The sequence below is a fragment of the Methanocella sp. MCL-LM genome (genome assembly GCF_049676595.1).
Lineage (GTDB): Archaea > Halobacteriota > Methanocellia > Methanocellales > Methanocellaceae > Methanocella_A.
Window position 1 is genome coordinate 3,592,756 of sequence record NZ_CP187259.1, and the last position, 22,016, is coordinate 3,614,771.

At 55.1% G+C, this 22,016-nt stretch carries 18 protein-coding genes, 1 tRNA gene and 3 rRNA genes; 5 read left to right on the forward strand and 17 right to left on the reverse strand.

Annotated elements, in window-relative coordinates; translation table 11 throughout:
- Window positions 1-580 precede the first annotated feature (580 nt).
- From ACPLPM_RS18060 to ACPLPM_RS18085, 6 genes are all read right to left on the reverse strand, one after another.
- The gene (locus ACPLPM_RS18060; RefSeq protein ID WP_424358162.1) at window positions 581-1,072 is read right to left on the reverse strand and encodes a DUF5806 family protein; all 492 of its coding nucleotides are present in this window, start codon (window positions 1,070-1,072) and stop codon (window positions 581-583) included.
- Between the two features lie 77 nt (window positions 1,073-1,149).
- On the reverse strand, window positions 1,150-2,040 hold the full coding sequence (locus tag ACPLPM_RS18065; protein WP_424358163.1) for an alpha/beta fold hydrolase: 891 nt from the start codon (window positions 2,038-2,040) through the stop codon (window positions 1,150-1,152).
- A gap of 91 nt (window positions 2,041-2,131) precedes the next feature.
- Complete coding sequence (locus ACPLPM_RS18070; RefSeq protein ID WP_424358164.1) at window positions 2,132-3,046, reverse strand: ribonuclease Z; 915 nt, start codon at window positions 3,044-3,046, stop codon at window positions 2,132-2,134.
- A gap of 48 nt (window positions 3,047-3,094) precedes the next feature.
- Window positions 3,095-3,631 (reverse strand): carboxypeptidase-like regulatory domain-containing protein, encoded by a 537-nt coding sequence (locus ACPLPM_RS18075; protein WP_424358165.1) that lies wholly within the window; start codon window positions 3,629-3,631, stop codon window positions 3,095-3,097.
- Between the two features lie 433 nt (window positions 3,632-4,064).
- On the reverse strand, window positions 4,065-5,099 hold the full coding sequence (asd, locus tag ACPLPM_RS18080) for an aspartate-semialdehyde dehydrogenase (RefSeq protein ID WP_424358166.1): 1,035 nt from the start codon (window positions 5,097-5,099) through the stop codon (window positions 4,065-4,067).
- A gap of 45 nt (window positions 5,100-5,144) precedes the next feature.
- Window positions 5,145-5,324 (reverse strand): 4Fe-4S binding protein, encoded by a 180-nt coding sequence (locus ACPLPM_RS18085; RefSeq protein WP_424358167.1) that lies wholly within the window; start codon window positions 5,322-5,324, stop codon window positions 5,145-5,147.
- A 190-nt stretch (window positions 5,325-5,514) separates the two neighbouring features.
- Here ACPLPM_RS18085 and ACPLPM_RS18090 point away from each other — a divergent pair, with 190 nt between their 5' ends.
- From ACPLPM_RS18090 to ACPLPM_RS18105, 4 genes are all read left to right on the forward strand, one after another.
- Window positions 5,515-6,348, forward strand: coding sequence for a methanogenesis marker 8 protein (locus ACPLPM_RS18090; protein WP_424358168.1), 834 nt, complete (start codon window positions 5,515-5,517; stop codon window positions 6,346-6,348).
- Window positions 6,349-6,783: 435 nt separating this feature from the next.
- Window positions 6,784-7,776 (forward strand): radical SAM protein, encoded by a 993-nt coding sequence (locus ACPLPM_RS18095; protein WP_424358169.1) that lies wholly within the window; start codon window positions 6,784-6,786, stop codon window positions 7,774-7,776.
- Between the two features lie 228 nt (window positions 7,777-8,004).
- Window positions 8,005-8,409: a hypothetical protein gene (locus ACPLPM_RS18100; protein WP_424358170.1), complete on the forward strand. Its 405-nt coding sequence runs from the start codon at window positions 8,005-8,007 to the stop codon at window positions 8,407-8,409.
- A gap of 23 nt (window positions 8,410-8,432) precedes the next feature.
- Window positions 8,433-8,645, forward strand: a complete 213-nt coding sequence (locus ACPLPM_RS18105; protein WP_424358171.1) for a hypothetical protein — start codon at window positions 8,433-8,435, stop codon at window positions 8,643-8,645.
- Between the two features lie 90 nt (window positions 8,646-8,735).
- Here the strand turns inward: ACPLPM_RS18105 and thiI are convergent, their stop codons facing one another.
- Complete coding sequence (gene thiI / locus ACPLPM_RS18110; RefSeq protein WP_424358172.1) at window positions 8,736-9,911, reverse strand: tRNA uracil 4-sulfurtransferase ThiI; 1,176 nt, start codon at window positions 9,909-9,911, stop codon at window positions 8,736-8,738.
- Between the two features lie 204 nt (window positions 9,912-10,115).
- Between thiI and ACPLPM_RS18115 the strand changes: the two genes are divergently transcribed.
- A complete protein-coding gene (locus ACPLPM_RS18115) occupies window positions 10,116-10,616 on the forward strand; it encodes a DUF1453 domain-containing protein (protein ID WP_424358173.1) in 501 nt (166 codons plus the stop codon).
- A 47-nt stretch (window positions 10,617-10,663) separates the two neighbouring features.
- Here ACPLPM_RS18115 and ACPLPM_RS18120 read toward each other — a convergent pair whose 3' ends face one another.
- The 10 genes from ACPLPM_RS18120 to ACPLPM_RS18165 all read right to left on the reverse strand — a co-directional run bounded on the left by ACPLPM_RS18120 (window position 10,664) and on the right by ACPLPM_RS18165 (window position 21,995).
- On the reverse strand, window positions 10,664-11,455 hold the full coding sequence (locus ACPLPM_RS18120; protein WP_424358174.1) for a protease inhibitor I42 family protein: 792 nt from the start codon (window positions 11,453-11,455) through the stop codon (window positions 10,664-10,666).
- A gap of 249 nt (window positions 11,456-11,704) precedes the next feature.
- The gene (dapB, locus tag ACPLPM_RS18125) at window positions 11,705-12,478 is read right to left on the reverse strand and encodes a 4-hydroxy-tetrahydrodipicolinate reductase (RefSeq protein WP_424358175.1); all 774 of its coding nucleotides are present in this window, start codon (window positions 12,476-12,478) and stop codon (window positions 11,705-11,707) included.
- A 19-nt stretch (window positions 12,479-12,497) separates the two neighbouring features.
- Window positions 12,498-13,475: a 4-hydroxy-tetrahydrodipicolinate synthase gene (dapA, locus tag ACPLPM_RS18130; protein WP_424358176.1), complete on the reverse strand. Its 978-nt coding sequence runs from the start codon at window positions 13,473-13,475 to the stop codon at window positions 12,498-12,500.
- Window positions 13,475-13,672, reverse strand: a complete 198-nt coding sequence (locus ACPLPM_RS18135; RefSeq protein ID WP_424358177.1) for a 30S ribosomal protein S17e — start codon at window positions 13,670-13,672, stop codon at window positions 13,475-13,477. Before ACPLPM_RS18135 ends, dapA begins: the two co-directional genes overlap by 1 nt.
- A 284-nt stretch (window positions 13,673-13,956) precedes the next feature.
- A complete protein-coding gene (locus ACPLPM_RS18140; protein ID WP_424360014.1) occupies window positions 13,957-15,384 on the reverse strand; it encodes an aminoacyl--tRNA ligase-related protein in 1,428 nt (475 codons plus the stop codon).
- A 189-nt stretch (window positions 15,385-15,573) separates the two neighbouring features.
- The gene (locus ACPLPM_RS18145) at window positions 15,574-16,533 is read right to left on the reverse strand and encodes a 2-hydroxyacid dehydrogenase (protein ID WP_424358178.1); all 960 of its coding nucleotides are present in this window, start codon (window positions 16,531-16,533) and stop codon (window positions 15,574-15,576) included.
- A 199-nt stretch (window positions 16,534-16,732) separates the two neighbouring features.
- Window positions 16,733-16,853: ribosomal RNA gene (rrf, locus tag ACPLPM_RS18150) — 5S ribosomal RNA — on the reverse strand.
- A gap of 183 nt (window positions 16,854-17,036) precedes the next feature.
- Window positions 17,037-19,962 (reverse strand): 23S ribosomal RNA (locus tag ACPLPM_RS18155).
- A gap of 345 nt (window positions 19,963-20,307) precedes the next feature.
- A tRNA-Ala gene (locus tag ACPLPM_RS18160) sits at window positions 20,308-20,380 on the reverse strand.
- A gap of 140 nt (window positions 20,381-20,520) precedes the next feature.
- Window positions 20,521-21,995: ribosomal RNA gene (locus tag ACPLPM_RS18165) — 16S ribosomal RNA — on the reverse strand.
- The 16S, 23S and 5S rRNA genes sit together here with 1 tRNA gene alongside, the layout of an rRNA operon.
- Between the last annotated feature and the right edge of the window lie 21 nt (window positions 21,996-22,016).

The following is a 22,016-nucleotide window of genomic DNA, read 5'->3' on the forward strand; positions in this document are numbered from 1 at the left end:
GCAACACAGCAATAATGCGATCTACAACAACCAGGTGGTAACTGGAACCACAGCGGCACAGCGACACAGCAACAATGCGACGCCTAACAGGGTACTCCTTTTAGTCCACGACGACACGGAGACAGCCCCTTAACCAAAAATCGGTTACTGGCCAGGTGTTTCAGTATATCCTTATGATCACATGACCGGTAAACTACTTTCTGTAGTGATTCCCGGGTCTCCAACCTGGTATCAAGAGCGTGTCCCGATTTTATAGTAAAATTCAGGATCGATAGCCTTCACGCACATGAGTCAATCAAGAATTTTTAGAAAATTTGAGACATTGTCGGTAACATTGAAGGATTGTCTCCTTGCCGTCAGCTCGCCGTGCCGCCGTGAATCAATAAAAAAGGAGCCTTATTATTCAGGTACGGGTTGTCTCTGTGTCGCCGTGCCGTCGTGGTTCAAATAACCATCCAGCCATCGCTTCTCGCTCTGTCTCTGTGTCGCCGAGCCGTCGTGGTTAGAATCTCTAGGTTCCAGTAGTCATAATAAGGAGCCGTGTCGCCATGGTCAGAACATCCGAGTTCCGGTTGGAGATTTACTGCTCGACCTCTTTGAGCTTATCCGTGATGCGTTTTAGCGTCTCGGCCATGAGCACCTGGACGTCGGCGCTGGTTTCATCTGCCACTGGATCGCTGCCCTCGATGCGCTTCAGCTCCTCGATGTTACGGATGATGCCCTGGACCATCTCGAGCATCTCGTCCAGCGAGATTAAGCCTGCGTAGTAGGCGTAGAAAAACGTGGTCCCGGACCGGACGACCTTTCGCTTGAAGGCGGCCTCGGCCGAAGCGACGTCCTGCCGGGCGTATTTCTCGTTCATGAACGGGACTAACTCGGGCAGGTTCTCACCGATCCAGGTCATCTGGGACCGGCCCCGGTCCTTGAAGTCGGCGCACAGCCGGGCGATCGCCCATTCTCTCGCGGTCAGGTGCGTCAGCTCTTTCAGGGTATCGTTGACCTCGGTGTACTTCTTGCGGTCGAACTTCTGGAACCGCCAATATTTTTCCGGGGTGCCGGCACCTTCGGGCATAGATGAAGAAAGAGAGATGGGCGATAATAAACCTTCCCCTGCCTCATCCCCTATGAAACGCGCCGGCTGTGAGATGCCTATCGGGCCTCCGCCTTCGAAGCCGTTGCGCTGGCTCCCAGCCGTTTTCCAATAAACCCTCGTATGTGGTCTGCAACGACTCTACAATCCTCCTCCAGCACGAAGTGGCCCGTGTCGAGCAGGTTGAAGTCCACGTCCCTAAGGTCCCGCTTGTAGGGATAAGCGCCTTCCGCAGGGAAGATCGTGTCATTCTTACCCCATACGATGAGCGTGGGCGGCTGGTATTGCCGGAAGTACGCCTGCCAGGTGTGGTACAGGGGAGGATTAGTCCTGTAGCTGTAGAACAGCTGGAGCTGTATCTGGTCGTTACCCGGGCGGTTCAGGAAAAACGTGTCCATGTTCCAGCAGTCCGGGCTGATCACCTCGACGTTTCTCACCCCGTTGATGTACTGCCACCTGGTAGCTTCCGGAGTCAGGAACTTCCGCAGAGCTGTTTCGTTATCCGGCGTCCGGTCCTTCCAGTAGGCTTTCAGAGGGTCCCAGAATTCCCGCAGGCCCTCCTCGTAGGCGTTACCGTTCTGGATGATGAGCGTCTCCACCCGCTCAGGATTATCTGCTGCAATTCTGAAGCCGATAGGTGCACCGTAGTCCATCAAGTACAGGCTATACTTTTGTAAGCCTGAAGCCTGCAGAAATTTCTCCATAACCACTGCGAGGTTGTCGAAGCTATAATCAAAATCGCCGACACGAGGCATCGAACTGTTCCCGAATCCCGGGTAGTCAGGGGCGATCAGATGAAACTGATCTTCGAGGGCCGGCATGAGGTTACGAAACATGTGGGACGAGGTGGGAAAGCCGTGGAGCAGCACTATCGCTGGCGAATCCGGTGAGCCTGCCTCGCGGTAAAAAATATCGAGGCCGTCTACTTTCTGCGTTTTATAAGAGACCATGATCACATCACAGTCAGATGTCATTTTCTTTTCAGATAACAGGCTGCACTTGTTTTTACGATCGTTGCAGGGCGAAGTCCGACAGGTCTGGTTACTCGACCATGGGTATCTCTATTTCAGTGAAGTCCTCCGCTACGAGGACGTTCTCGAACTTCTTTTTGGCATCCTCCAGCAAAGGCGCCGTGTCTGTCGAGTACCGGGAGCTGACATGGGTCAGCACTAGCTGCTTGACCCCGGCCTTCGCCGCTAGTTCGGCGACTGTGCCGGCTGTCGAATGTAAAGTTTCCTCGGCTTTGGAGACCATGTCGTCTCCGAAGGTGGACTCGGAGATCCAGACATCTGCGTCTTTGAGGCGGGGCAGGAAGTTTTCTGATGCCACGGTGTCTCCGGTATAGACGATGGTCCGGCCTGGCCTGGCCTGGCCGACGACTTCTTCGCTGGTGATCGTCCGGCCGTTGACTACGACGGCTTCTCCCCGGTGGAGCTTTGAGAACAGGGGTCCTTCGGGGATGCCGAGCTCCAGGGCTCTGGGTTTGTTGAACCGGCCCGGCTTGGGGTCTTCTTTTAAGGCGTAGCCCAGGCTTGGGACGCTGTGGAAGGTCCTGAACGCCTCGACGGAGTAGCCTTTGAACTTGATCACATCGCCGTGGCTGAGGCGACGGGCGATGACCTGGAAGCCCAGGTTCAGGTAGCCCAACCTGCTCAGCAGGCCGCAGTATTCTTCCACGTAGTCGGGGCCGTAGATGTACAACGGTTCAGTCCGGCCCTGCAGGCTCATAGTCTGGAGCAGGCCGGGAATGCCGAGAGTGTGGTCGGCGTGGAAATGCGTCAAAAACATGGAGCCGATGTCCATGAAGCCTGATCTGGCTTTCATCATCTGGCGCTGGGTGCCCTCCCCGCAGTCGAATAGTAGCCTCTCGCCTTCCCGCAGGATCATGATGGAAGGCATTCCCCTGTTAGGAGTAGGTATCGAGCCGCCGGTGCCCAGAAAGATGATCTTTAGCATGCCGGGTTGATATCTGGCTTACAAAAGATATAATGATTATGTCCTACCTTAGCGGCTGCCGCCCAGCAGTAGTGCGTACGCCGTAGAGGCGGCCGCCGCCCGGCTGAACGGATAAGTCACGACAGCCGCGGACGATTTCACCTTGCCAAAAGTGGCCGGCACGAAGGTGAAGTATTGCCGGGGTTGTTCGAGCTCAGGCCCTTCCACCGGCGCCTCTGGCGGTACGAAGTCTTCCGGGGTGACGAAGTAGTCCGCCAGCACGATGTTATGGGAAGCCGTGCCGCTGTACAGTTCGGCGATGGCAAAGAACTCGCTATCCCCTTTCACCGCTGTGACGTTATAAAGGCCGGGAGGCACATCGTAAAAAGTGTATACGCCGACGTTGTTGCCGGTCCCGTTGCTGCTGAACTGGGGGTTGTCCGGCACGAAGACGAAGTTCCCCTCCATATCGTATAGCGTCACCAGTGCATCGGGCACAGCCTGCCGGTTGCCGGTGGTGATCACGCCGGTGATGGTGCCTTGCTGAGCCATAGCCGGAGCTGCCAGCAGGGATAAAATGAGTACTACGGCTATCGCTGCCCTCATATTTAGTGGATTGGCAGGCCATATATAAAAGAGCAATCCACTGTTTATGCGGCCATATAAAAGAAAACCGTTCCAAAGTATAGGCCTTATTCCACATGAGCCCGGGCATCAGAGCGCTGGTAGGCAGGGGGCAGGAAACTTTGGTTTTAAACAAAAAGTGCCGGGAGTCTAACAGCCTTGCTTATGTGGCGTGAACGTGGACGAACGCTGCGCTGTGCCAGAGACACAGATTCTGACAGATGGCACAAATTGCACAGATACCACTTGAGAAGAAAATAATTGCTTCCTCTTCATTTTTTATCCAATACCCATTTGTGTAATCCGTGCAATCTGTCGTAATCTGTGATCCTGGCACAGCGCAGCGTTCGTGTTGCTGAGTCGCTGAACCGAAGCAGCCAGTTCTTGAAAAATGATAAAAAAGAGATAAAAGGGCTTACAGGTAGCCCTTCTTCTTCAGTAATTCCGCGTTCAGCACGCTGGCGCCGGCGGCGCCGCGGATGGTGTTGTGGCCCATGCACACGTACTGGATGGCGTCTGCTTTGCCGGCTCTGATGCGGCCGACGGATATGCTCATGCCGTTACCCTGCATGCGGTCCATGCGGGGCTGGGGCCTGTCCGGCTCTTCCCGGACGATGATCGCCTTTTTAGGGGAAGTCGGGAGGTCCGACAGCTTCGGGTCGAACTTGAGGAAAGCGTCCTTGACCTTCTCGGGGGTGACCTTCTTGTTGAACCTGGCCCAGATGGACATGGTGTGGCCGTCCAGGACGCCCACGCGGTGGCAGGCGGCGCTGACCCAGAAGGGCGCGTCCTTGACCTGCTTGCCGTCGAAGTCGCCTAAAAGTTTCAGCGCCTCGGTTTCCATCTTGCCCTCTTCGCTGCCGATGTAGGGGATCATGTTGTCGATGATCGCCATCGAGGGCACTCCCTCGTAGCCTGCGCCGCTGACCGCCTGCATCGTGGACACGTGGATGTTCTCGAGGCCGAACTTCATGAGCGGCTTGAGGGTGACTACCATCATGATGGTGCTGCAGTTGGGGTTGGTGATAATGGCACCGTCCCACTTGCGTTTCTTCTTCTGGACGTCGATGAGGCCCAGGTGCTCGGGGTTGACCTCCGGGATCACCAGGGGGACGTCTTTCTCCATGCGGTGCGAGCTCGCGTTCGAGCAGACGATCATGCCGGCCTTGGCAAAGTCGGCCTCGATCTTGATCGCGTCTTCCGCAGGGAGCGCCGAGAATACTATGTCAGCGTCCACGGCCTCGGGCTTAGTCGGGACTACGGTTAACTCCCTGACTTCCTCTGGAAGATCGGTGTCCAGCCGCCATTTCGCGACCTGCTCGTAAGGCTTGCCCGCGCTCCTCTCAGAGGCGGCGAGGGCCGTGATCTCGAACCACGGGTGGCCTGCCAGCTGCTGGATAAACCGCTGGCCTACGTTCCCTGTGGCCCCTAGTATTCCGACTTTAATCATTTAAACGCTCACCAGTATAAAATTACTGTATATAGCCAATCTATATTAGTTCTTTTCGACCTTGATGGCCTGGGTAGGGCAAGCGTCGACGCACGATGCACACTCGTTGCACCGGGCCTCGTCTACCTTGGCGAACTCGTCGTCCATCTCGATGGCTGCCTCGGGGCAGGCATCCACACACGTTCCACATCCGACACATGCTTCTTTATCGACTTTTGCTGGCATGAAGAGTATATCCTCCGGTTAAATGTAGTAAAACTAAGTTTGCCATCGTACTTAAACATTTTCTGGTTGCGGCTGTTGCCGCAACAAGCGCGTAGCACGGGGGATTTTCCAGCCCTCTCGCACGGGTAAGCATATGTAAGAAAAGAGACCACTATAACATATTTCAAAATCATATCTGGAAGGAACAAAAATGGACGAACACGTCATCGAAGGCCTGGGCAGGGCCCGCATAGTAGTCAGAGACGGCAAAGTCGTCGAGGTAGGAGAGCCACAGATCAGCTACTGTCCCATCTTCGACAAGCACCGGGGCATCAAGAAGCTTGACAAGGAGACCATTGCGAAGAATATCCAGTTCCGTATCGAGGACTTCGGCATGTGCACACCTGGCCGGGTGCTGAAGATGAAGGACTTCCTCTCCTTCGGCGTTTCGGAGATCGTTTGCACCGCCATGGTGAAGAAGCTGGTCGACGCGGCAGTCATCGTCTGCGAAGGCACCGGCACCCTGGTCGTTACAGACCCGGAGATGGTGCAGGGCATCGGCGGCAGGGTATCGGGCCTGGTCAGCACCACCCCCATCCCGGAGGTCATCGAGAAGGTGGGCAGGCAGAACGTCGTCGATCCGGCTACCGCTAAGATCGATCAGGTCGCTGGCGTGAAGAAGGCCATCGCCATGGGCTACAAGAACATCGCAGTTTCCATCATCGACGGCACCGGAGCCAGGGAGATGAAAGAGATAGAGCAGCAGCACCCCGGCGTAAACATCTACACCTTCGTGGTGCACACCACCGGCATGCCGGAGAAGGAGGCCGATCTGGTCTACAAGTACGCCGACATAGCCACGGGCTGCGCCTCGAAGTTCATCAGAGAGTACTCCGTCAAATGCAATGTATACAAGGTCGGCGACTCCGTGCCGATGTTCGGCATCTCGGAGAGAGGCACCCGCCTGATCGAGGAGCGCATCAAGTTCACCGGGAAAGAGATCAAAGCCAACCCGAACGCCCCCCAGCCGGATAAGTTATTGTAAATTTTTTTCTGAGAAGTAATGGTGGCTGACTAATGCCGGGCTGGTTGCGGCAATGCCCGGCGTCAGCGTATAGAGTGAGATCGCCCGAGGAGGCGACCCTGTGGCGGTGCTGCCTGAGTCACGACAGCGTTAAGGAAACGTTTTTAGTTGTCCTGCACCCCCGGGTTGAGCCCGTACAGGCTCTGTCGGGCGTCCTTGAAGCTGAAGCGCCCTCTAATCACGTTTAGCCGATACAGGCAGTTCCCGGCTACTGCGGGTAAAGGCAAAAACGATCCCTCACGGTATGTTTCACCACACCCACATTCACTTAACAATAGTTAAGTCTTTCGCTCGTGGCAAAGGTGACCACCCGCACGAGAAGTTTCAGCCGACAATCTTGCCATAAACTAAAAGTTCATCTTAGTTGAGAGCTTATACCACCGCGGAGACCCCGAGATGGATGAATCCGTGAAGAAGAAGGCCGAGCTGATCGAAATCGGAGGCACCACAGTCGACGATAGTTTCCTGCCGTACAAGAGCAGGTCTACGGCCGGCCCGGGCGCCGGCCTGGAGTCCATCTTCGTCAACATCGACGGGCACAGGGTTAGGCTGGGCGTTCGCCAGGAGTCTAAGTTCAGCGCCACCCTGAAGGGCGATATGGTCACCATTTTCGCAGACGGCAAAGAGTACGCCAGGGGGAGGCTGGAGCAGGCTATCTCCCACTGCCCGGAGCAGGTGTACGTGACCGTCAGCGAGCGATGCGTGTTCGACTGTAAGTTCTGCTCTGTCCCAAAGCTGCAGGGAAAGATCAAGTCGGACGAAGAGGTCCTGGAGCTGGTCAGGCAGGGCATGCAGAGCCCGGAGCTGGCCGCCATTTCCATCACTTCCGGAGTCTGGACTACGCCGGAGGAAGAGGCGGAGAGAATCACCCGGGTCGTGAGGCTGATCAAAAAGGAGCTGGACGGCAGAGATATCCCCATCGGAGTATCGATCTACGCCACGGACGATTCTTCGGAGCGGCTCAAAGAGGCCGGCGCCGCGGAGGTCAAGTACAACGTGGAGACCGTAGACAGGGAACTCTTTGAGAAGGTCTGCCCTGGCCTGTCCTTCGACTATATAGTTAAGTCTCTGGAGCATGCGGTATACGTCTTCGGCCGCAACCACGTCTTCTCCAATATACTGATCGGCATGGGCGAGACGGACGAGACAGTCGTCGAGGGTATGGAGATGCTCGCCAGCAAGGGCGTCATCCCCATACTGCGGAAGACCAACCCTCACCCGCTCCGGGCCGGGGAGATCAAGGTCGAGCCGGTGAGCGCTGCCAGGCTGTTGAAGCTCGCCTCGGAGCACCGCCGCATCCTTGAGAAGCACGGGCTGGATACCAGAAAAGCCCTTACCGGGTGCGTGCCGTGCACCGGGTGCGACGTCACGCCGCTGATAGATCTGTAAATTTAGCGCATCAGGCCCGTGATAAAAAGGAAACGGGGGCGCAGCACGTCTTTATGTGTCCACCGTTTTGCCGTCCTCCCGCGGAATCCGCGGATACGTCAGGACTATTCCCGGCTTAATTGCAGTTATTGTTGGCCGGGCCTGCTACGTGCCCGGGTAACATATTTGAGGCCGGTACCATTCTGAACTGGTTAAATATGGTAATAAAACGGAGGGATGGTGTTTAAAATGGACCTGTTCAGGATCGAGCCTGACATGCCTGACGAAGACGAGTATTATTCGTACGATTCGGTGGAGAAACTGTGGACTTACGGGGAGTACGTAGCTGACAGGGTACAGCTACCCAAGTACCGCAGGTTATTCATCCGCCTGTCCCGGATGATGCGCATCACCGGAGCTATCGGAGGCAACTGGAGATCCATGTACAGGGAACACGCTCTCGCAGAGCTGGCCGAAGTAATGAACAGCCTGCACGAGATGGAAGCAGAAGCAGAGCGCATCCAGGACACCATGCTCAGAGAGCACGTCTTCGACTGGATCGACACGATCGCCTGCATGCGCAGGTCGGTCGCCGAGGAGATCCGCTGGGACGTAGAGGCGGCGAAAGCCGGCACGGCAGCGATGGAAAGCTGAAACAGATAAAAAACAGGGATACGATGGCACACACTACAGAGATTTACGAAGACAACGACTGCTACGACGAGGAACTGATCGGGCCCGCAACCCAGATCGGGCCCGCAGAGTTCGCGGTCGCGATCCGATTATACAGTGCGGAATACAGCCACAACCACGATGCCTCCTGGTTCCGCAGAATGCTCAGGTTGCACAACGAGCAGGTGCTGGTTGCCTGCTATGGCAACCTGAACTAGACAGTTTTGCCGCTTGCTTATGGCGGGTCGCCATAATGGCGGCCTGCCATTTTACGGCGGTACGCCACGGGCCGTCCCACAATACCGGTCCTAAATATCGACGGTCCTGGCGTTTTCCACTTCATAGTTTACTAACTCATCAAACTCGAACTGCTCATTTTCCATCCTGACCACTTCTTCCAGCCGGCCGTGGATAGACGGGTATTTCGGCACGGCCATGCAGCCTCCGGCCTTCCGGATGGAGATGTCGTAAGTGCCGATTTTCTTTGCGATGGTCATGATCTCCTCTTTGTCGAGGCCGATCAGCGGGTGGTAAATAGGGAAATCAACGTCGTAAGCTTCGGCCATCATGTTCTCGGAGGTCTGGGAAGCGACCTGGCCCAGCGACGAGCCGGTGATGATGCCGTGGGCGCCCTCCTTTTCCGCGACGGCTCTGGCTACTTTGTACATGAGATGCTTGCAGAACACGCAGGTGTATTTTTTGTTGCCCTTCTGCATGAACTCGGCGAGGTTGCGGCCGTGGGGGGCGATGAACATCTTCATCTCGTGGCCCGGCGCCCACTCGTGGAGCTTGCGGACGATGTCGATAGTCTTATTCTTCGCGTCTTCGCCCAGGTACGGGGTGTTATCCATGTACAGGGGGATGATCTCGCAGCCCCGCTTCATCATGAGCCACGCGGCCACCGGGGAGTCGATGCCTCCTGAGACCAGCGCCACCATTTTCCCCTGGCTGCCTATCGGCATGCCACCCACGCCTTTCACCATATCGGTGAAGATGTAGGACGCGGTGTCCCTGATCTCTACGTGGATGGCGTGGTCGGGGTTTCTCAGGTTCACCGTCGGTTTCCTTTCCTTTACCGCCTCGAACACGGCGTCGCCGCACAGGCGGCCTATGTCCTGGGAGGTGAAGCCCTGCTCTGTTCCCCCGGAGCGGCGGCCCATGATGCCGAAGGACTGGCCGTCCCGGATGACCTCTTTACCTACGTCCGCCGCCACTGCGCAGGCTTCGGCGATCGTCGGCCCGGTGGTTATGGCAGGACTACACGAGACCACACCGAAGACTTTAGCGACAGACTGCGGAGCCCGGGGATCCTTTGTCTTCACAAATATCCGGCCCCGTTCCTTGACGATCGCCTCGTAGTTAACCTGGTCCTGGTCGAGCATGGCTTTGAGGTTCTGGATTAGGAGGTCTTCGAATTTCCTCCTGATCTGCTCGCTCTTGATGGCGATTTCGCCGTACCGGACGATGACTATGTCGAAATCCATGATAGTAACCTCGTGAGAATGCCTGAGAGCGCCAGTCCTGTGCGGCGCCATCCAGACGTATCTAATGATCTACTGCCGTATATTTTCAGCGCACTGAATAGTACTTTCGTGCAGAAATAACAGTGCTCCTGAAAGCTCATGCCGAGGCCCGAGGCACCGGAGAGAATAAATGCTCAGATGGCCTTAACCCGCGTTGTGAATGGTATGGACTATAACATTCAAGGCGGAGACGTATTCATCGGTAGTTCGATTTTTCTCGTGTTCATCGTTATCATCTTGTTGTTGCAGCTACGAGAGCGCAGGGTTCGCCCCTTGTCAATGATCCTGATGCCAGCCCTGCTTCTGCTGGTTACGGCACCGGTGCTCACGCCGGAGCCGGGCGCCGGCCCCATCGCCTGGCTGCTCATCTTGATCGGCTTTGCAGCCGGCGTGGCGGCAGGCCTGCTCATCGCTTCCCGCATGCACCTGAAGATCGACGCCGACGGCTCGATGAAGATGAGAGGGTCGGTGCTCGCAGCGGGCATCTGGGCCGCCATTCTACTCGTCAAGGTATACGGTAAAGACCTGATGGCTGGCACGGGCGTGATCGATATGAATCTGCTGACTTCTGCGTTTCTTGCCCTGACGCTGGGCATGTTGATCGCTCGCAGAGGCTACGTGTTCTACCGGCTTATGCAGCTGCAGAAGCAGAATGAACAAAAGTAAAAAAGAAAGGGGCGCAAAGCGCCCCATGTGACATATGGCTAGTCAGATCAGCTAATCACGATGTTTAGCGTATAGGTCTTGTCAGTGGCCGTCGCCGGCATCCATGCCTGCTTGTAGACGCCGCTGAAGGTCTGGTTGCCATCGCCCGTAGCAGTGACCTGGAAGGTGCGGGTGCCCGCGGCGCCGATCACGCCAGGCTTGGACGCGTTGTTGGCGTAGCCCAGATCCTTAACAGTCAGCCCGCTGGTGGCATTCACAGTCCACCTGTACCCGATAGAGGGGTTCTCGCTCAGCACGATCGCGACTGTGTCGCCCTTAGCCATAGTGACGGTCTGGTTATCGTTCGCCTCGGTGTAGGTCATCATGTTAACGTCGCCGATAGTCGGGGTGACGTTGAGCGAGTAGGTGGTCTCGTTGCCGAAGACGGGTTCCCAGGGCCTCTTCTCGATGGCGCTAAAGGTCTGGGTATCGTTACCGGTCATCTTGAGCACCCAGGTGTGAACGCCGCCGGCACCGATTAAGCCGCTCTCATTGGCTACGTAGGTGTCGTTAACGAGCTCGAGGCCGGGAGTCAGGGTCCAGTTCCAGGAGTAGCCCGTGGTGGGGTTCTCGGCCAGGGTAATGTTAAAGGTCGTTCCCGGCTCTGCCTGGACTGTGTGGCCGTTGTATGCCTGGTCAAAGGAAGCTGCGGGTACCACGTCGTTGCCCGGGACGTCCGTCGGAACGGGCGTCGCCGCAGGGGTGGGCGTGGGAGTGGCTGTCGGAGTCGTACATCCCGCAACAATTGCGGCGATAGCGATTAGAGAGATAGTAATCGCAAAAAGTGTCTTATGGTTCAAACTCTCACCGTATGAATATCTGACTCAAGTATATTTATTTATTGTTTAAACTACGAGTAAAATTGTAGTTATAATATTATAATATCAAATTTGAAACGGGGTGGGAAAAAATTATCCGGAAAAGGCCCGAGACGGCCTGATCTTAAAAAATAATGGAGGCGCCACTGGCGCCGTCTATTGTCGAGCGCAGTATTCGACATTATTCTTTGAACATGTCGCCGACATTATTCTTTGAACATGTCGCCGACATTATTCTTTGAACATGTCGTCCATCGAATAGATGCCCGGGGCCCGGGAGACGATCCACCTGGCTGCCTTGACCGCGCCCGAGGCCAGCGCCTGCCGGGAGTGGAGCTGGTGCCTGATCTCGATCCGCTCGCCGTCGCAGGCGAATAAGGCGGTGTGATCCCCGACGATGTCGCCGCCTCGTACGGCGTGGATGCCGATTTCGCCCGGGGTCCGGGGAGCGACTCCTTCCCGGCCGTAGACGTACTTAGGCTTCTCCGCCAAAGCAGAGGAGATGACGTCCGCCGCCTTTAACGCCGTACCGCTGGGAGCATCCTTCTTCTTGTTGTGGTGTGCCTCGATGATCTCGATGTCGCTGTCCCCGAGGTTCTTCGCCGCCTCCCGGAGGAGCTTCAGGAAGACCTGGACGCCGAAGGAGTAGTTTGGGGAGATGATGGCGCGAATCTTGCCTGCCTCGATCGCCTTCGTCATCTCTGCCTTCTGCGCCTCGTCGAAGCCGGTGGTACCGACAACGACGTTGACGCCGTTGGCCGCTGAGGCCTTGACGTTGTTCACCGCTGCCGAAGCGACAGTGAAGTCGATGAGGACGTCGGGCTTCGCCGCTTTCAGCACCGCGTCGATATCGGAGACACTGGAGACTGCGATCTTGCCTACTTTCTTGCCTGCCACTAAATCGAAGCCGGCGACGATCTCCATGTCTGGCTGGGCCAGCACAGTGTCGGAGATCATCGTGCCCATCCGGCCGTTGATGCCGGTGATTGCCACTTTGATGACCATGGGAATTCAACTCGTTTGCTTACTTCTTGCCTGGCTTAGCCGAAGCCGCGGGCTTCTTGACAGGAGCCGCCTTTACGGCCACTTTGCCGCCGAGCTTTACGCCGTAAGCCTCGAGCAGGCCCTTCAGCTTCTTCTGGTTCTCCGGAGCCATCTCGGTCATAGGCAGCCTCAGCGAGCCCGCGGCGATGCCCATCATGTTGGCCGCTGCCTTCACGGGTATCGGGTTGGTCTCGAGGAACATGGCTTTCATGATCGGAGCGATCTTGTAGTACAAGTCGATCGCTTTCTCGTGGTTGCCCTCGTCGTAGTACTTGACCATCGTGCACATTTCCTTCGGCATGATGTTGGCCAGCACGGACACGACGCCCTTGCCGCCCATAGCCATAACCGGGAGGGTAATGTTGTCGTCACCCGAGAGCACTGTGAACTTCTTTTTGCCGCCGCGGGTGAGCTCGATGATCTTCTCGATCTGCTCCATGCTGCCGCTGGCCTCCTTGACGCCGATGATGAACTCGTCTTTTGCCAGCTCGGCTATCGTTTCGGGAAGCATGTTGGTCCCGGTCCTTCCGGGGACATTGTAGAGGATGATCGGCATTTCGGCTTTCGCCGCGATAGTCCTGTAGTGGAGGATCTGCCCGGCAGGCATGGGCTTGTTATAATAAGGTGTGATCAGCATGGCAGCGGCTGCTCCGGCTTCTTTGGCATACTGGGTCAACTCCAGCGCTTCCTGAGTGTTGTTGGAGCCCGAGCCTCCGATGACAGGTACTTTACGCTTGTTCCTGTCGACCTGATCGACGGCGATCTCGAGCAGCTTTTTCTGCTCCTCGAACCGCAGGGTCGCGGCTTCGCCCGTGCACCCGCAGGGCACGATACCGTCCACGCCACCTTCGATGACGTAGTCTATGTTGCGCCGGAAGCCCTCTTCGTCGATGCTGCCGTCCTTTCTAAAAGGAGTAATAAGGGCAGGATAAACGCCCTTGAGCGTCTTAAGCTTCATTACTTCTTCCTGCCTTTGGATGCCATTTTTCTGGTCACGTAGCCAGCGATGCGGTTCCTGAGCTCCTTAGTCTGGACGGACGCAAGCTGTTCTACCTTCGCCTTGTTTGCAGTGAAGTCGGTACCGAACTCGCTCGGGTACTGCCTCAGCAGGGCATCGGTGGTGCTCTTGATATAAGTCTGCCTGATACTTCCCATGGTCTACCTCCTTTTGCGCTTTAACACGGCCGGCAATGGGTCCGGCACGCTCATCGCACGTAGATGATCGTCGCCCGACAATGATGTCGTTCGACGTAGTCGTATTAATTATATTACGACACCTTTTATACGTTGCGATTGTCTGCCGGGGTCGTGCGACAATCCTTAAACCTTAATGGTACAAATAATTTTTCTATCATTTTTGCTGTCAGCAAGGCGCGTCAAGCTACCGACGGCGAAAAAAGTACAGAATCCCGGAAATTTGTCCCGGGAGTATATCGTGATCACTTAAAGGTCGGGCGCTGGCTCAGCAGCTTGGGCAGGGCCAGCGGGCGGTAAGGTTTGCCTGCGCAGCGCATTCTGATCTCCTGCGCCAGCTCTTCCCGGGTCATGGTCACCCGCTTGCCAGTTTCTCTGATGCTGACGGAGAGCACGCCCGATTCCGCCTCCCGGTCGCCTACCACGGCAACGTACGGGATCCATTCAGTGTTGGCTTTCGCGATCTTCTTGGCCAGCGTCTCATCACTGTCGTCCACGTCGTACCGGACGCCGTCGATATCCAGGTACCGGCAGTATTCCTGCTGCTTCTCGGAGACGGGGATGATCCGCACCTGGGTCGGGGCGAGCCAGACCGGCAGGGTGGGCTGCTCTTTCTTCAGCGCCTCCTCGAGGATGGAGTAGTACCACCGCTCGATGCTGCCGATGCTGGAGTGGCAGATGATGCAGCCTTTCTTCTTGCCGTCCCGGTCAGTGTAGTCGATGCCGTACACCTGGGCATCCTTGACATCCAGCTGCACCGTCGAGAGCTGGATGCAGCCCCGGGTCGAGTCCACGCCCTGAAATTCGTTCTTGACGGCCCAGTAGTGCTTGGCCTCGGACAGTATTTCGATGAAGGCCGGCTGGTTGGAGTATTTTACGAGATCGACGATCCTGGACCGGTTTTCCAGGTAGAAGGACTCCACGATGCGGAAGACGATAGCGTACTCGACGCCGGAAGCGTCAGCGAGGTCAGAATAGTTCCGGTACAATTCCTGGTACTCTGCCCAGCCCTCGTCGATGTCCCGGCAGAAGCAGTGGATGTCGGGCATGTGAAAAGCCCGGAGCCTCTTCAGGCCGGACAGCTCTCCGCTCCGCTCGTACCGGAAGCTCTTGCTGAACTCGTACATGCGCAGGGGCAGGTTCCGGTAGCTGATGGTGGCGTCCTTCATGATCTTGAACAGCCCGAAGTCGCCCGCGAACCGCAGGATGAACTCCCGATCGCTGTCAGGAGACCTGACCGAGTAGTGACGCTCGTGGAAGGTACCGGCCTGCTCCCGGATCTGGGGATCGTCCCAGGCGTAGAGCAGCGGGGAGTCGATCTGCAGCGCCTTGAAGCGGCTGACTGCAATCTCGTTCGCCCAGTCGTGCAGCAGCTGGAAGATCAGGTAGCCCTTAGGGTAAAACCTGAAGTTGCCTGAGTCCGAGGATGGCTCGTAGCCGACCAGCTCGTGGGCCTGCATGATCTTGACTGAGGGAGGCTCAATGCCAGGAGGCTTCTTCAGTTCCTCAGAGACTACGTAAGCCTCGAGGGGCTTGCATTCCGCTTTCGCAAGCGCGGCCATGACCTCGTCTTCTTTCGCGAGGTCCACGGGCAGCTCAGTGCCGTCAGGCAGAAGTATGATCCGCCTGCTCTGAATGTTCTTCACGATATCTTCCCTGTTTTTGAGCTCCATCAAGATCAAGTGCCTCCGGAAAAAGCTGGGCCGAGAGAGGCTCGTCGTCCTCACTCACTGGCCATTAGTAGTAGTTGCGGTGGTAGTAGTGTAAAAATTGCTGGTATACAGGCTCGTTTGCACGGCTATCAGGTTTACCACCAATACTACTACAAGTCCACGGTATAAAAATATTACCATGGAAAACGCTTACTGCTTAACGCCCAGCACAGCGGGGTTCACGACATTCCGGGGCTTCCCCGCCAGAAATTGCGCCACGTTCTCAGCGGCTATGGCAATGCTCTGCTCCTTCGCTTCCCGGGTATTGTAAGCGATGTGAGGCGTAAGAAGCGTGTTACTCAGGCCGATAAGCGGGCTATCCTGCGGCAGCGGCTCCCGATCGTATACGTCGAGGCAGGCTCCACCGATTCTGCCTTCATCCAGCGCCCGCACCAGAGCATCCTGGCGGATGACAGGCCCCCGGGCAGTATTGACAATGACTGCCCCAGGCTTCATTAATCGGAAAGCCTCGTCGTCGAGGAGGCCTTCGGTATCAGGCGTCAGAGGCAGGTGTAAGGTGATGAAATCGCTTTCTGCGCAGAGACGATCGAGGCCTACGTACCTGAACTTACTCCCGCTTGCCGGGCTCCGACGAACATCGTAAGCGATGACATCCATCCCGAAGCACCGGGCTATCTCCGCCACCCTCGAGCCGATCTGCCCTGTGCCAATCACACCGAGAGTTTTTCCCCGCAGCTCCCGGCCCTCAAAAGCAGTACAGTCGAACTTTTCTTCCCGCATCCAGAAGTCGGCTTCAGGGATCCTTCGGACAAAGGAAAGCAGCATGGCGAAGACATGTTCTGCCACAGCTTCGTTAGAATAGCCCGGGACATTCGTGACTGTTACGCCCTTCAGAGTTGCCGCGTCCAGGTCAACGTCATCGAACCCGGTCCGGGTGAGGGCTACGAGTTTGAGATTACTGGTATCAAAGGCCCTGGCAGGCAGCTTGAAATGGCTTACAACAGCTATGTCGGCACCATCGACCCGGCAGAGATATTCTTCTATGGAAGATGGCTGGCCGCGATATACTTTTACTTCGCCGAGCTTGCTGAACCTCGACTCATATAGCTCAGGCTTAGAAACGGCATCCGCCACTACGATGAATACCATACCTGAGAGAGTCGGCTCTCATGGACAAAGCATTTTGTCTGATAAAAAACGGTTTGGAGATTTGAGAAATGAAGTTTAAGCTGTCAGTGGAATTGTAGATAGAATAGTTGTTCATGCGTATTGAATTATTGTAAATGAATATTGATAGTCGTTGCTATCACTAAATCATATATTTAGAAAATGTGTTGTGTTGTTGGTGGGTTGGCAGCGTGGTATGGTTCCCAGGGACTCGCGTACCTTAGTACAGCATACTACGTGACCAGGCTTAACTTCCGGGTTCGGAATGGGACCGGGTGAACACTGGTGCTATGGCCGCCAAAACCCACTAACATGACAATGAAAATGGATTAAGCGAATTATTGATGGTTGAATATGGTTTCTGTGTAAAGTTCGTGTTTCGCTCTGGATTTCGCTTTGGAATGCAAACTACATCAAGTATAATATTTTAGAGTAGTTTTGCTTGAGTGTGGGACCCGTGTAACAATATCTTTGTTTGGTGATTGTTTTTTGGCGGGTTGGACGTTTAGTGGTTGCAGGCTGAGCACCTCGTTACCTTGGTGCGTACACCTCAACTCTATCAAACCAATCTTTTATTGGCGTCCGTATGAAAGTCTCTTTTCAGGGTGTTTTTCGGGCTTAGATGCTTTCAGCCCTTACAACTTAGCGCGTGGCTGCCCAGCGATGCCTTGTCAGACAACTGGTAGACTAGTGGCGCCGTTGCCTTGTTCCTCTCGTACTAAAAGCAACTTCCCCTCAGACTTTCTTGCACCCCTAACAGATAGTAACCGACCTGTCTCACGACGGTCTAAACCCAGCTCACGATCTCCTTTAATAGGCGAACAACCTCACCCTTGGCAGCTGCTGCACTGCCAGGATGGAAAGAACCGACATCGAGGTAGCAAGCCGCCGGGTCGATATGTACTCTTGCCGGCGACGACTCTGTTATCCCCGGGGTAGCTTTTCTGACATCAATAGCCCTCACTTAGAAGGCTTAGTGGTTCGTTAGGTCCGACTTTCGTCTCTGCCAACCTCATTATGCGGTTGCCAGTCAAGCCAACTTATGCCCTTACACTCTCGGTCGAGTTTCTGACTCGATTGAGTTGACCTTAGAGCGCCCTCGATATTTTTTCGCGGGCGTGCCGCCCCAGCCAAACTGCCCACCTATCGGGGTCCTCATCTCTGAGTTAGGGTCGTAGCCCAAGAAGGGTAGTGTCTCATGGTTCCCTCCACCAAGGCTAGCGCCTTGGCTTCGACGGGTCCTACCTACGCTGCACATCCAGGACCACAACCCAGCGACAGGTTGCAGTAAAGCTCCACGGGGTCTTCACTTCCCATTAGGGGTCCCTAGACTCTGCACTAGGATGTAAAGTTCACCGGCGCGTGGCCAGGGACAGTAGAGCGCTCGTTGATCCATTCATGCAAGCCGCCAATTAAGCGGCAAGGTACTACGCTACCTTAAGAGGGTTATAGTTACCCCCGCCGTTGACAGGCCCTTCTTCCCCTTGAACGAGGTTTTCAGGTACCTGCACTGGGCAGGATTCACTGATCGTACTAGACCTTACGGTTTGGCGATCAGCTATGTTGTTATTAGACAGTCAGCGCTCCCTCGTCACTGCGACCTGCCATCTTCATGGCAGGCACCCCTTATCCCGAAGTTACGGGGCTAATTTGCCGAATTCCCTTGGCCACGGTAAACCGACACGCCTTAGTCTTCTTAACTAGGGGCACCTGTGTCGGATCTCGGTACGGTTCTTGCATTCCCTTTTCATGGGCTCCTGGCGTGGCACTTCTTACGTCATCACATGTTACCCAGCTTCTCACCATTACGGTTCTCCACCGGGGTATTAGCTTGAACACACAGACGAGTGTGCAAGTGTTAGCCTGAAGCGTTGGTTTTAGCATGCAAGAGTACAGGAATATTAACCTGTTTCCCTTTTGACACACTCCGGTTAAGGTGTATCTTAGGACCGACTAACCCTCGGCTGACGATCATTGCCGAGGAAACCTGGCCCTTTCGGCGGCAAGGATTCTCACCTTGCTAAGCTGCTACTAATGCCAAGATTTTCGTTTGCCAGAGGTCCACAGGACTTTACAACCCTGCTTCCACCCTCTGGTAACGCCTCCATACGCGATTACATTTCTGTACGCCTGGGTCTCGGTTGTAGACTTGAGCCCCGTCCATTTTCGGGGCCCCAAACCTCGACTGGTAAGCTGTTACGCTATTTTTAAAGGGTAGCTGCTTCTAAGCTCACCTCCCAGTTGTCTAGGGCTTGGGACGCCCTTCAGTGTTTACACTTAGTCTACAATTAGGGACCTTAACCCAGGTCTGGGTTGTCTCCCTTACGGACTAGTAGCTTACCCACCAGCCCGGACTGCCCACAGTCTACGGCGAAAGCCGCTTTGGAGTTTGACAAAAGGACGAGCAGTTTCCCGCCCGGCTCCCTTAATCAGTGCTCTACTCGGCCTTCAACCTCGTGTGAGGTCATACTTCGATATGTTTCTGGAGGAACCAGCTGTTTCCAAGTTCGATTGGACTTTCACCCCTAGGCGTAGGTCACGGGAATGATTTGCACGTCAAAACCCCTAACGATCCTCCACGTAACTTTCGTTACGCTTCAATCTGCCCACGTCTAGATCACCTGGTTTCGGGTCGTACCCTAATGACTCCACGCACTTGTATACGTCGCTCCTCATTACTTGCGAGCATGTTGGTTTCCCTTCGACTTCCTCACTACTGAGTTAGCCTCGCCACTCGAGTACACTCCTTGGCCCGTTCTTCAAAACGTACGACAAAACACTGGCAACACACGTCATACAGCAACCTCGCGGTTGTTTCTTTCCGTGTGAAGATCCTTTCATGCCTTGTCCCTCCATCGCCGTCTCGTTTCAGGCTCTTTTAACCTCCCTTCTCAGGGTGCTTTTCAGCTTTCGATCACTCTACTATTGCGCTATCGGTCTCAAGATATGTTTAGCCTTGGAGGTAAGTGTCCCCCAATTCCCGCGAGATTTCCGACCCACGGTACTCAAGCACACGCTACAACCACTCTGCAGCGACAACGGGACTATCACCCTCTATGGTACCCCGTTCCAGGGGACTTTGTCTTATGCAGAGCCGGTTTAAAAAGCGGGCTTAAAACACCACATCTCCCAGTTCCTTACGGAAAGGGATTCAGTTTAGGCTGTGCTGTGTTCACTCGCCGTTACTAACAGCATCTCTAATTTGATTTCTTCTCCTGCCCCTACGCAGATGTTTCAACTCAGGGCGTTCCCAACCCTTACGGGTCAACACAAAAAGTGTTAGGAGTTCCTATTAGGAGATCCACGGATCAACGGTTCCTTGCGCCTCCCCATGGCTTATCGCAGCTTGGCACGTCCTTCTTCGGTTCTTGAGCCCAGCCATTCACTAGACGGCATAGCAACGCCAAAAGACAATCGGTTTACCGAATCTCATCTCTTTTCGCAGTTAACTACGTTAATATTATTACTTGCTTGTACTGTTTACATTCCAATACAGCGTCCAGAGCAAAATTCCTTTACACAGCCTCATCGCCCACAAACTGGAATGAAGACCATCTATTATTATGATCCCCTATTCATGGACATCAACCCTTCCCACCAAGAATTACTCATAGGTGGTGCATCGATCATCTGAGATTATTAGATGAATATGAACTTACGATACGATTACTGCATGCACGCTGAACCTTAGTTCAGGGCACTGCGAGCACCATACAAGTCACGCATCCTATTTAAAGATTGCGTAATATGGTGCAATGGACTTGCTGGGATTTGAACCCAGGGCCTCCGCCTTGCAAAGGCGGCGCTCTTCCAACTGAGCTACAAGCCCCATTTGCAGGCTTTACCTGAGGGGTATTCCCGCAAGCATTATTACACGTTTGATTGGTTGTTTATCGACTCCCTGGTTAGTGATAAATCGTCTTGTCGATTACCCGTTGGGTAATCATCGTTCTCTAAGAGAACGTCGTTAGGAGGTGATCCAGCCGCAGATTCCCCTACGGCTACCTTGTTACGACTTAACCCCCCTTACAGAGCATGAATTCGAGCCTTTCAATGAAAAAGGCCCTCATTCAAACCCCACTCGGGTGGTTTGACGGGCGGTGTGTGCAAGGAGCAGGGACGTATTCACCGCACTGTTTTGAAATGCGATTACTACGGATTCCATCTTCATGAGGGCGAGTTACAGCCCTCAATCCGGACTAAGAACTGGTTTAAGAGATTGACCTCACCTTTCGGTGTCGTTACCCATTGTCCAGTCCATTGTAGCCCGCGTGTAGCCCGGGATATTCGGGGCATACTGACCTACCGTCGACCACTCCTTCCTCTGACTTAGCGCCAGCGGTCTCCACCGTGTACTCACCACCCCTTGCGGGGCGTGTTAGCAACAGTGGATATGGGTCTCGCTCGTTGCCTGACTTAACAGGACGCCTCACGGTACGAACTGACGGCGGCCATGCACCTCCTCTCAGCTAGTCCGGCAAGGTCTTCAGCCTGGCCTTCATACAACTGTCGATCCCGGTAAGCTGTCCGGCGTTGAGTCCAATTAAACCGCAGGCTCCACCCGTTGTGGTGCTCCCCCGCCAATTCCTTTAAGTTTCAACCTTGCGGTCGTACTTCCCAAGTGGCTCGCTTCACGGCTTCCCTACGGCACCACAACAATTCACGATTGTTGTGACACCTAGCGAGCATCGTTTACGGCTAGGACTACCCGGGTATCTAATCCGGTTCGTGCCCCTAGCTTTCGTCCCTCACCGTCGGACCTGTTCTGGTAAGACGCCTTCGCCACCGGTGGTCCCCAAAGGATTACAGGATTTCACTCCTACCCCCTGAGTACCTCTTACCTCTCCCAGTCCCAAGCAATGTAGTATCTCCCGGACGACCAACGGTTAAGCCGCTGGATTTCCCAAAAGACTTGCAAAGCCGGCTACGGACCCTTTAGACTCAATAATATCGGCCACCACTCGAGCCGCCGGTATTACCGCGGCGGCTGGCACCGGTCTTGCCCGGCCCTTGCTAACACCCGTTTTTTAGACGGGTGGACAGCCCACCAAGATGATGAGCACTCGATGTTCCCCTATCGCAGTTGCCTGCATTGTAGAGTTTTCGCGCCTGCTGCGCCCCGTAGGGCCTGGATTCGTGTCTCAGAATCCATCTCCGGGCTCTTGCTCCCACAACCCGTACGGATTACAGGCTTGACGGTACGTTACACCGGCAACAACCTAATCCGCCGCAGACCCATCCAAAGGCCCCGGAAGTTTCAACCACAACCCATTCCAGAAGTTGTGACTTATCCGGTATTATCCCCAGTTTCCCGGGGTTATCCCGGACCTTTGGGCAGGTTGTCCACGTGTTACTGAGCAGTACGCCGAGGCCATGACGCCTCTCGACTCGCATGGCTTAATCGAACACCGATAGCAGTGACCTCTGGCAGGATCAACCAGAATTCAGCACACTAAACTGAGCTT

What these genes read in the sequence shown, in the direction of transcription:
- ACPLPM_RS18060 (WP_424358162.1), bottom strand. Translation starts at nt 1,072, where the DNA reads ATGCCCGAAGGTGCCGGCACCCCGGAAAAATATTGGCGGTTCCAGAAG.
- ACPLPM_RS18065 (WP_424358163.1), bottom strand. Translation starts at nt 2,040, where the DNA reads ATGGTCTCTTATAAAACGCAGAAAGTAGACGGCCTCGATATTTTTTAC.
- ACPLPM_RS18070 (WP_424358164.1), bottom strand. Translation starts at nt 3,046, where the DNA reads ATGCTAAAGATCATCTTTCTGGGCACCGGCGGCTCGATACCTACTCCT.
- ACPLPM_RS18075 (WP_424358165.1), bottom strand. Translation starts at nt 3,631, where the DNA reads ATGAGGGCAGCGATAGCCGTAGTACTCATTTTATCCCTGCTGGCAGCT.
- asd (WP_424358166.1), bottom strand. Translation starts at nt 5,099, where the DNA reads ATGATTAAAGTCGGAATACTAGGGGCCACAGGGAACGTAGGCCAGCGG.
- ACPLPM_RS18085 (WP_424358167.1), bottom strand. Translation starts at nt 5,324, where the DNA reads ATGCCAGCAAAAGTCGATAAAGAAGCATGTGTCGGATGTGGAACGTGT.
- ACPLPM_RS18090 (WP_424358168.1), top strand. Translation starts at nt 5,515, where the DNA reads ATGGACGAACACGTCATCGAAGGCCTGGGCAGGGCCCGCATAGTAGTC.
- ACPLPM_RS18095 (WP_424358169.1), top strand. Translation starts at nt 6,784, where the DNA reads ATGGATGAATCCGTGAAGAAGAAGGCCGAGCTGATCGAAATCGGAGGC.
- ACPLPM_RS18100 (WP_424358170.1), top strand. Translation starts at nt 8,005, where the DNA reads ATGGACCTGTTCAGGATCGAGCCTGACATGCCTGACGAAGACGAGTAT.
- ACPLPM_RS18105 (WP_424358171.1), top strand. Translation starts at nt 8,433, where the DNA reads ATGGCACACACTACAGAGATTTACGAAGACAACGACTGCTACGACGAG.
- thiI (WP_424358172.1), bottom strand. Translation starts at nt 9,911, where the DNA reads ATGGATTTCGACATAGTCATCGTCCGGTACGGCGAAATCGCCATCAAG.
- ACPLPM_RS18115 (WP_424358173.1), top strand. Translation starts at nt 10,116, where the DNA reads ATGGACTATAACATTCAAGGCGGAGACGTATTCATCGGTAGTTCGATT.
- dapB (WP_424358175.1), bottom strand. Translation starts at nt 12,478, where the DNA reads ATGGTCATCAAAGTGGCAATCACCGGCATCAACGGCCGGATGGGCACG.
- dapA (WP_424358176.1), bottom strand. Translation starts at nt 13,475, where the DNA reads ATGAAGCTTAAGACGCTCAAGGGCGTTTATCCTGCCCTTATTACTCCT.
- ACPLPM_RS18135 (WP_424358177.1), bottom strand. Translation starts at nt 13,672, where the DNA reads ATGGGAAGTATCAGGCAGACTTATATCAAGAGCACCACCGATGCCCTG.
- ACPLPM_RS18140 (WP_424360014.1), bottom strand. Translation starts at nt 15,384, where the DNA reads ATGGAGCTCAAAAACAGGGAAGATATCGTGAAGAACATTCAGAGCAGG.
- ACPLPM_RS18145 (WP_424358178.1), bottom strand. Translation starts at nt 16,533, where the DNA reads ATGGTATTCATCGTAGTGGCGGATGCCGTTTCTAAGCCTGAGCTATAT.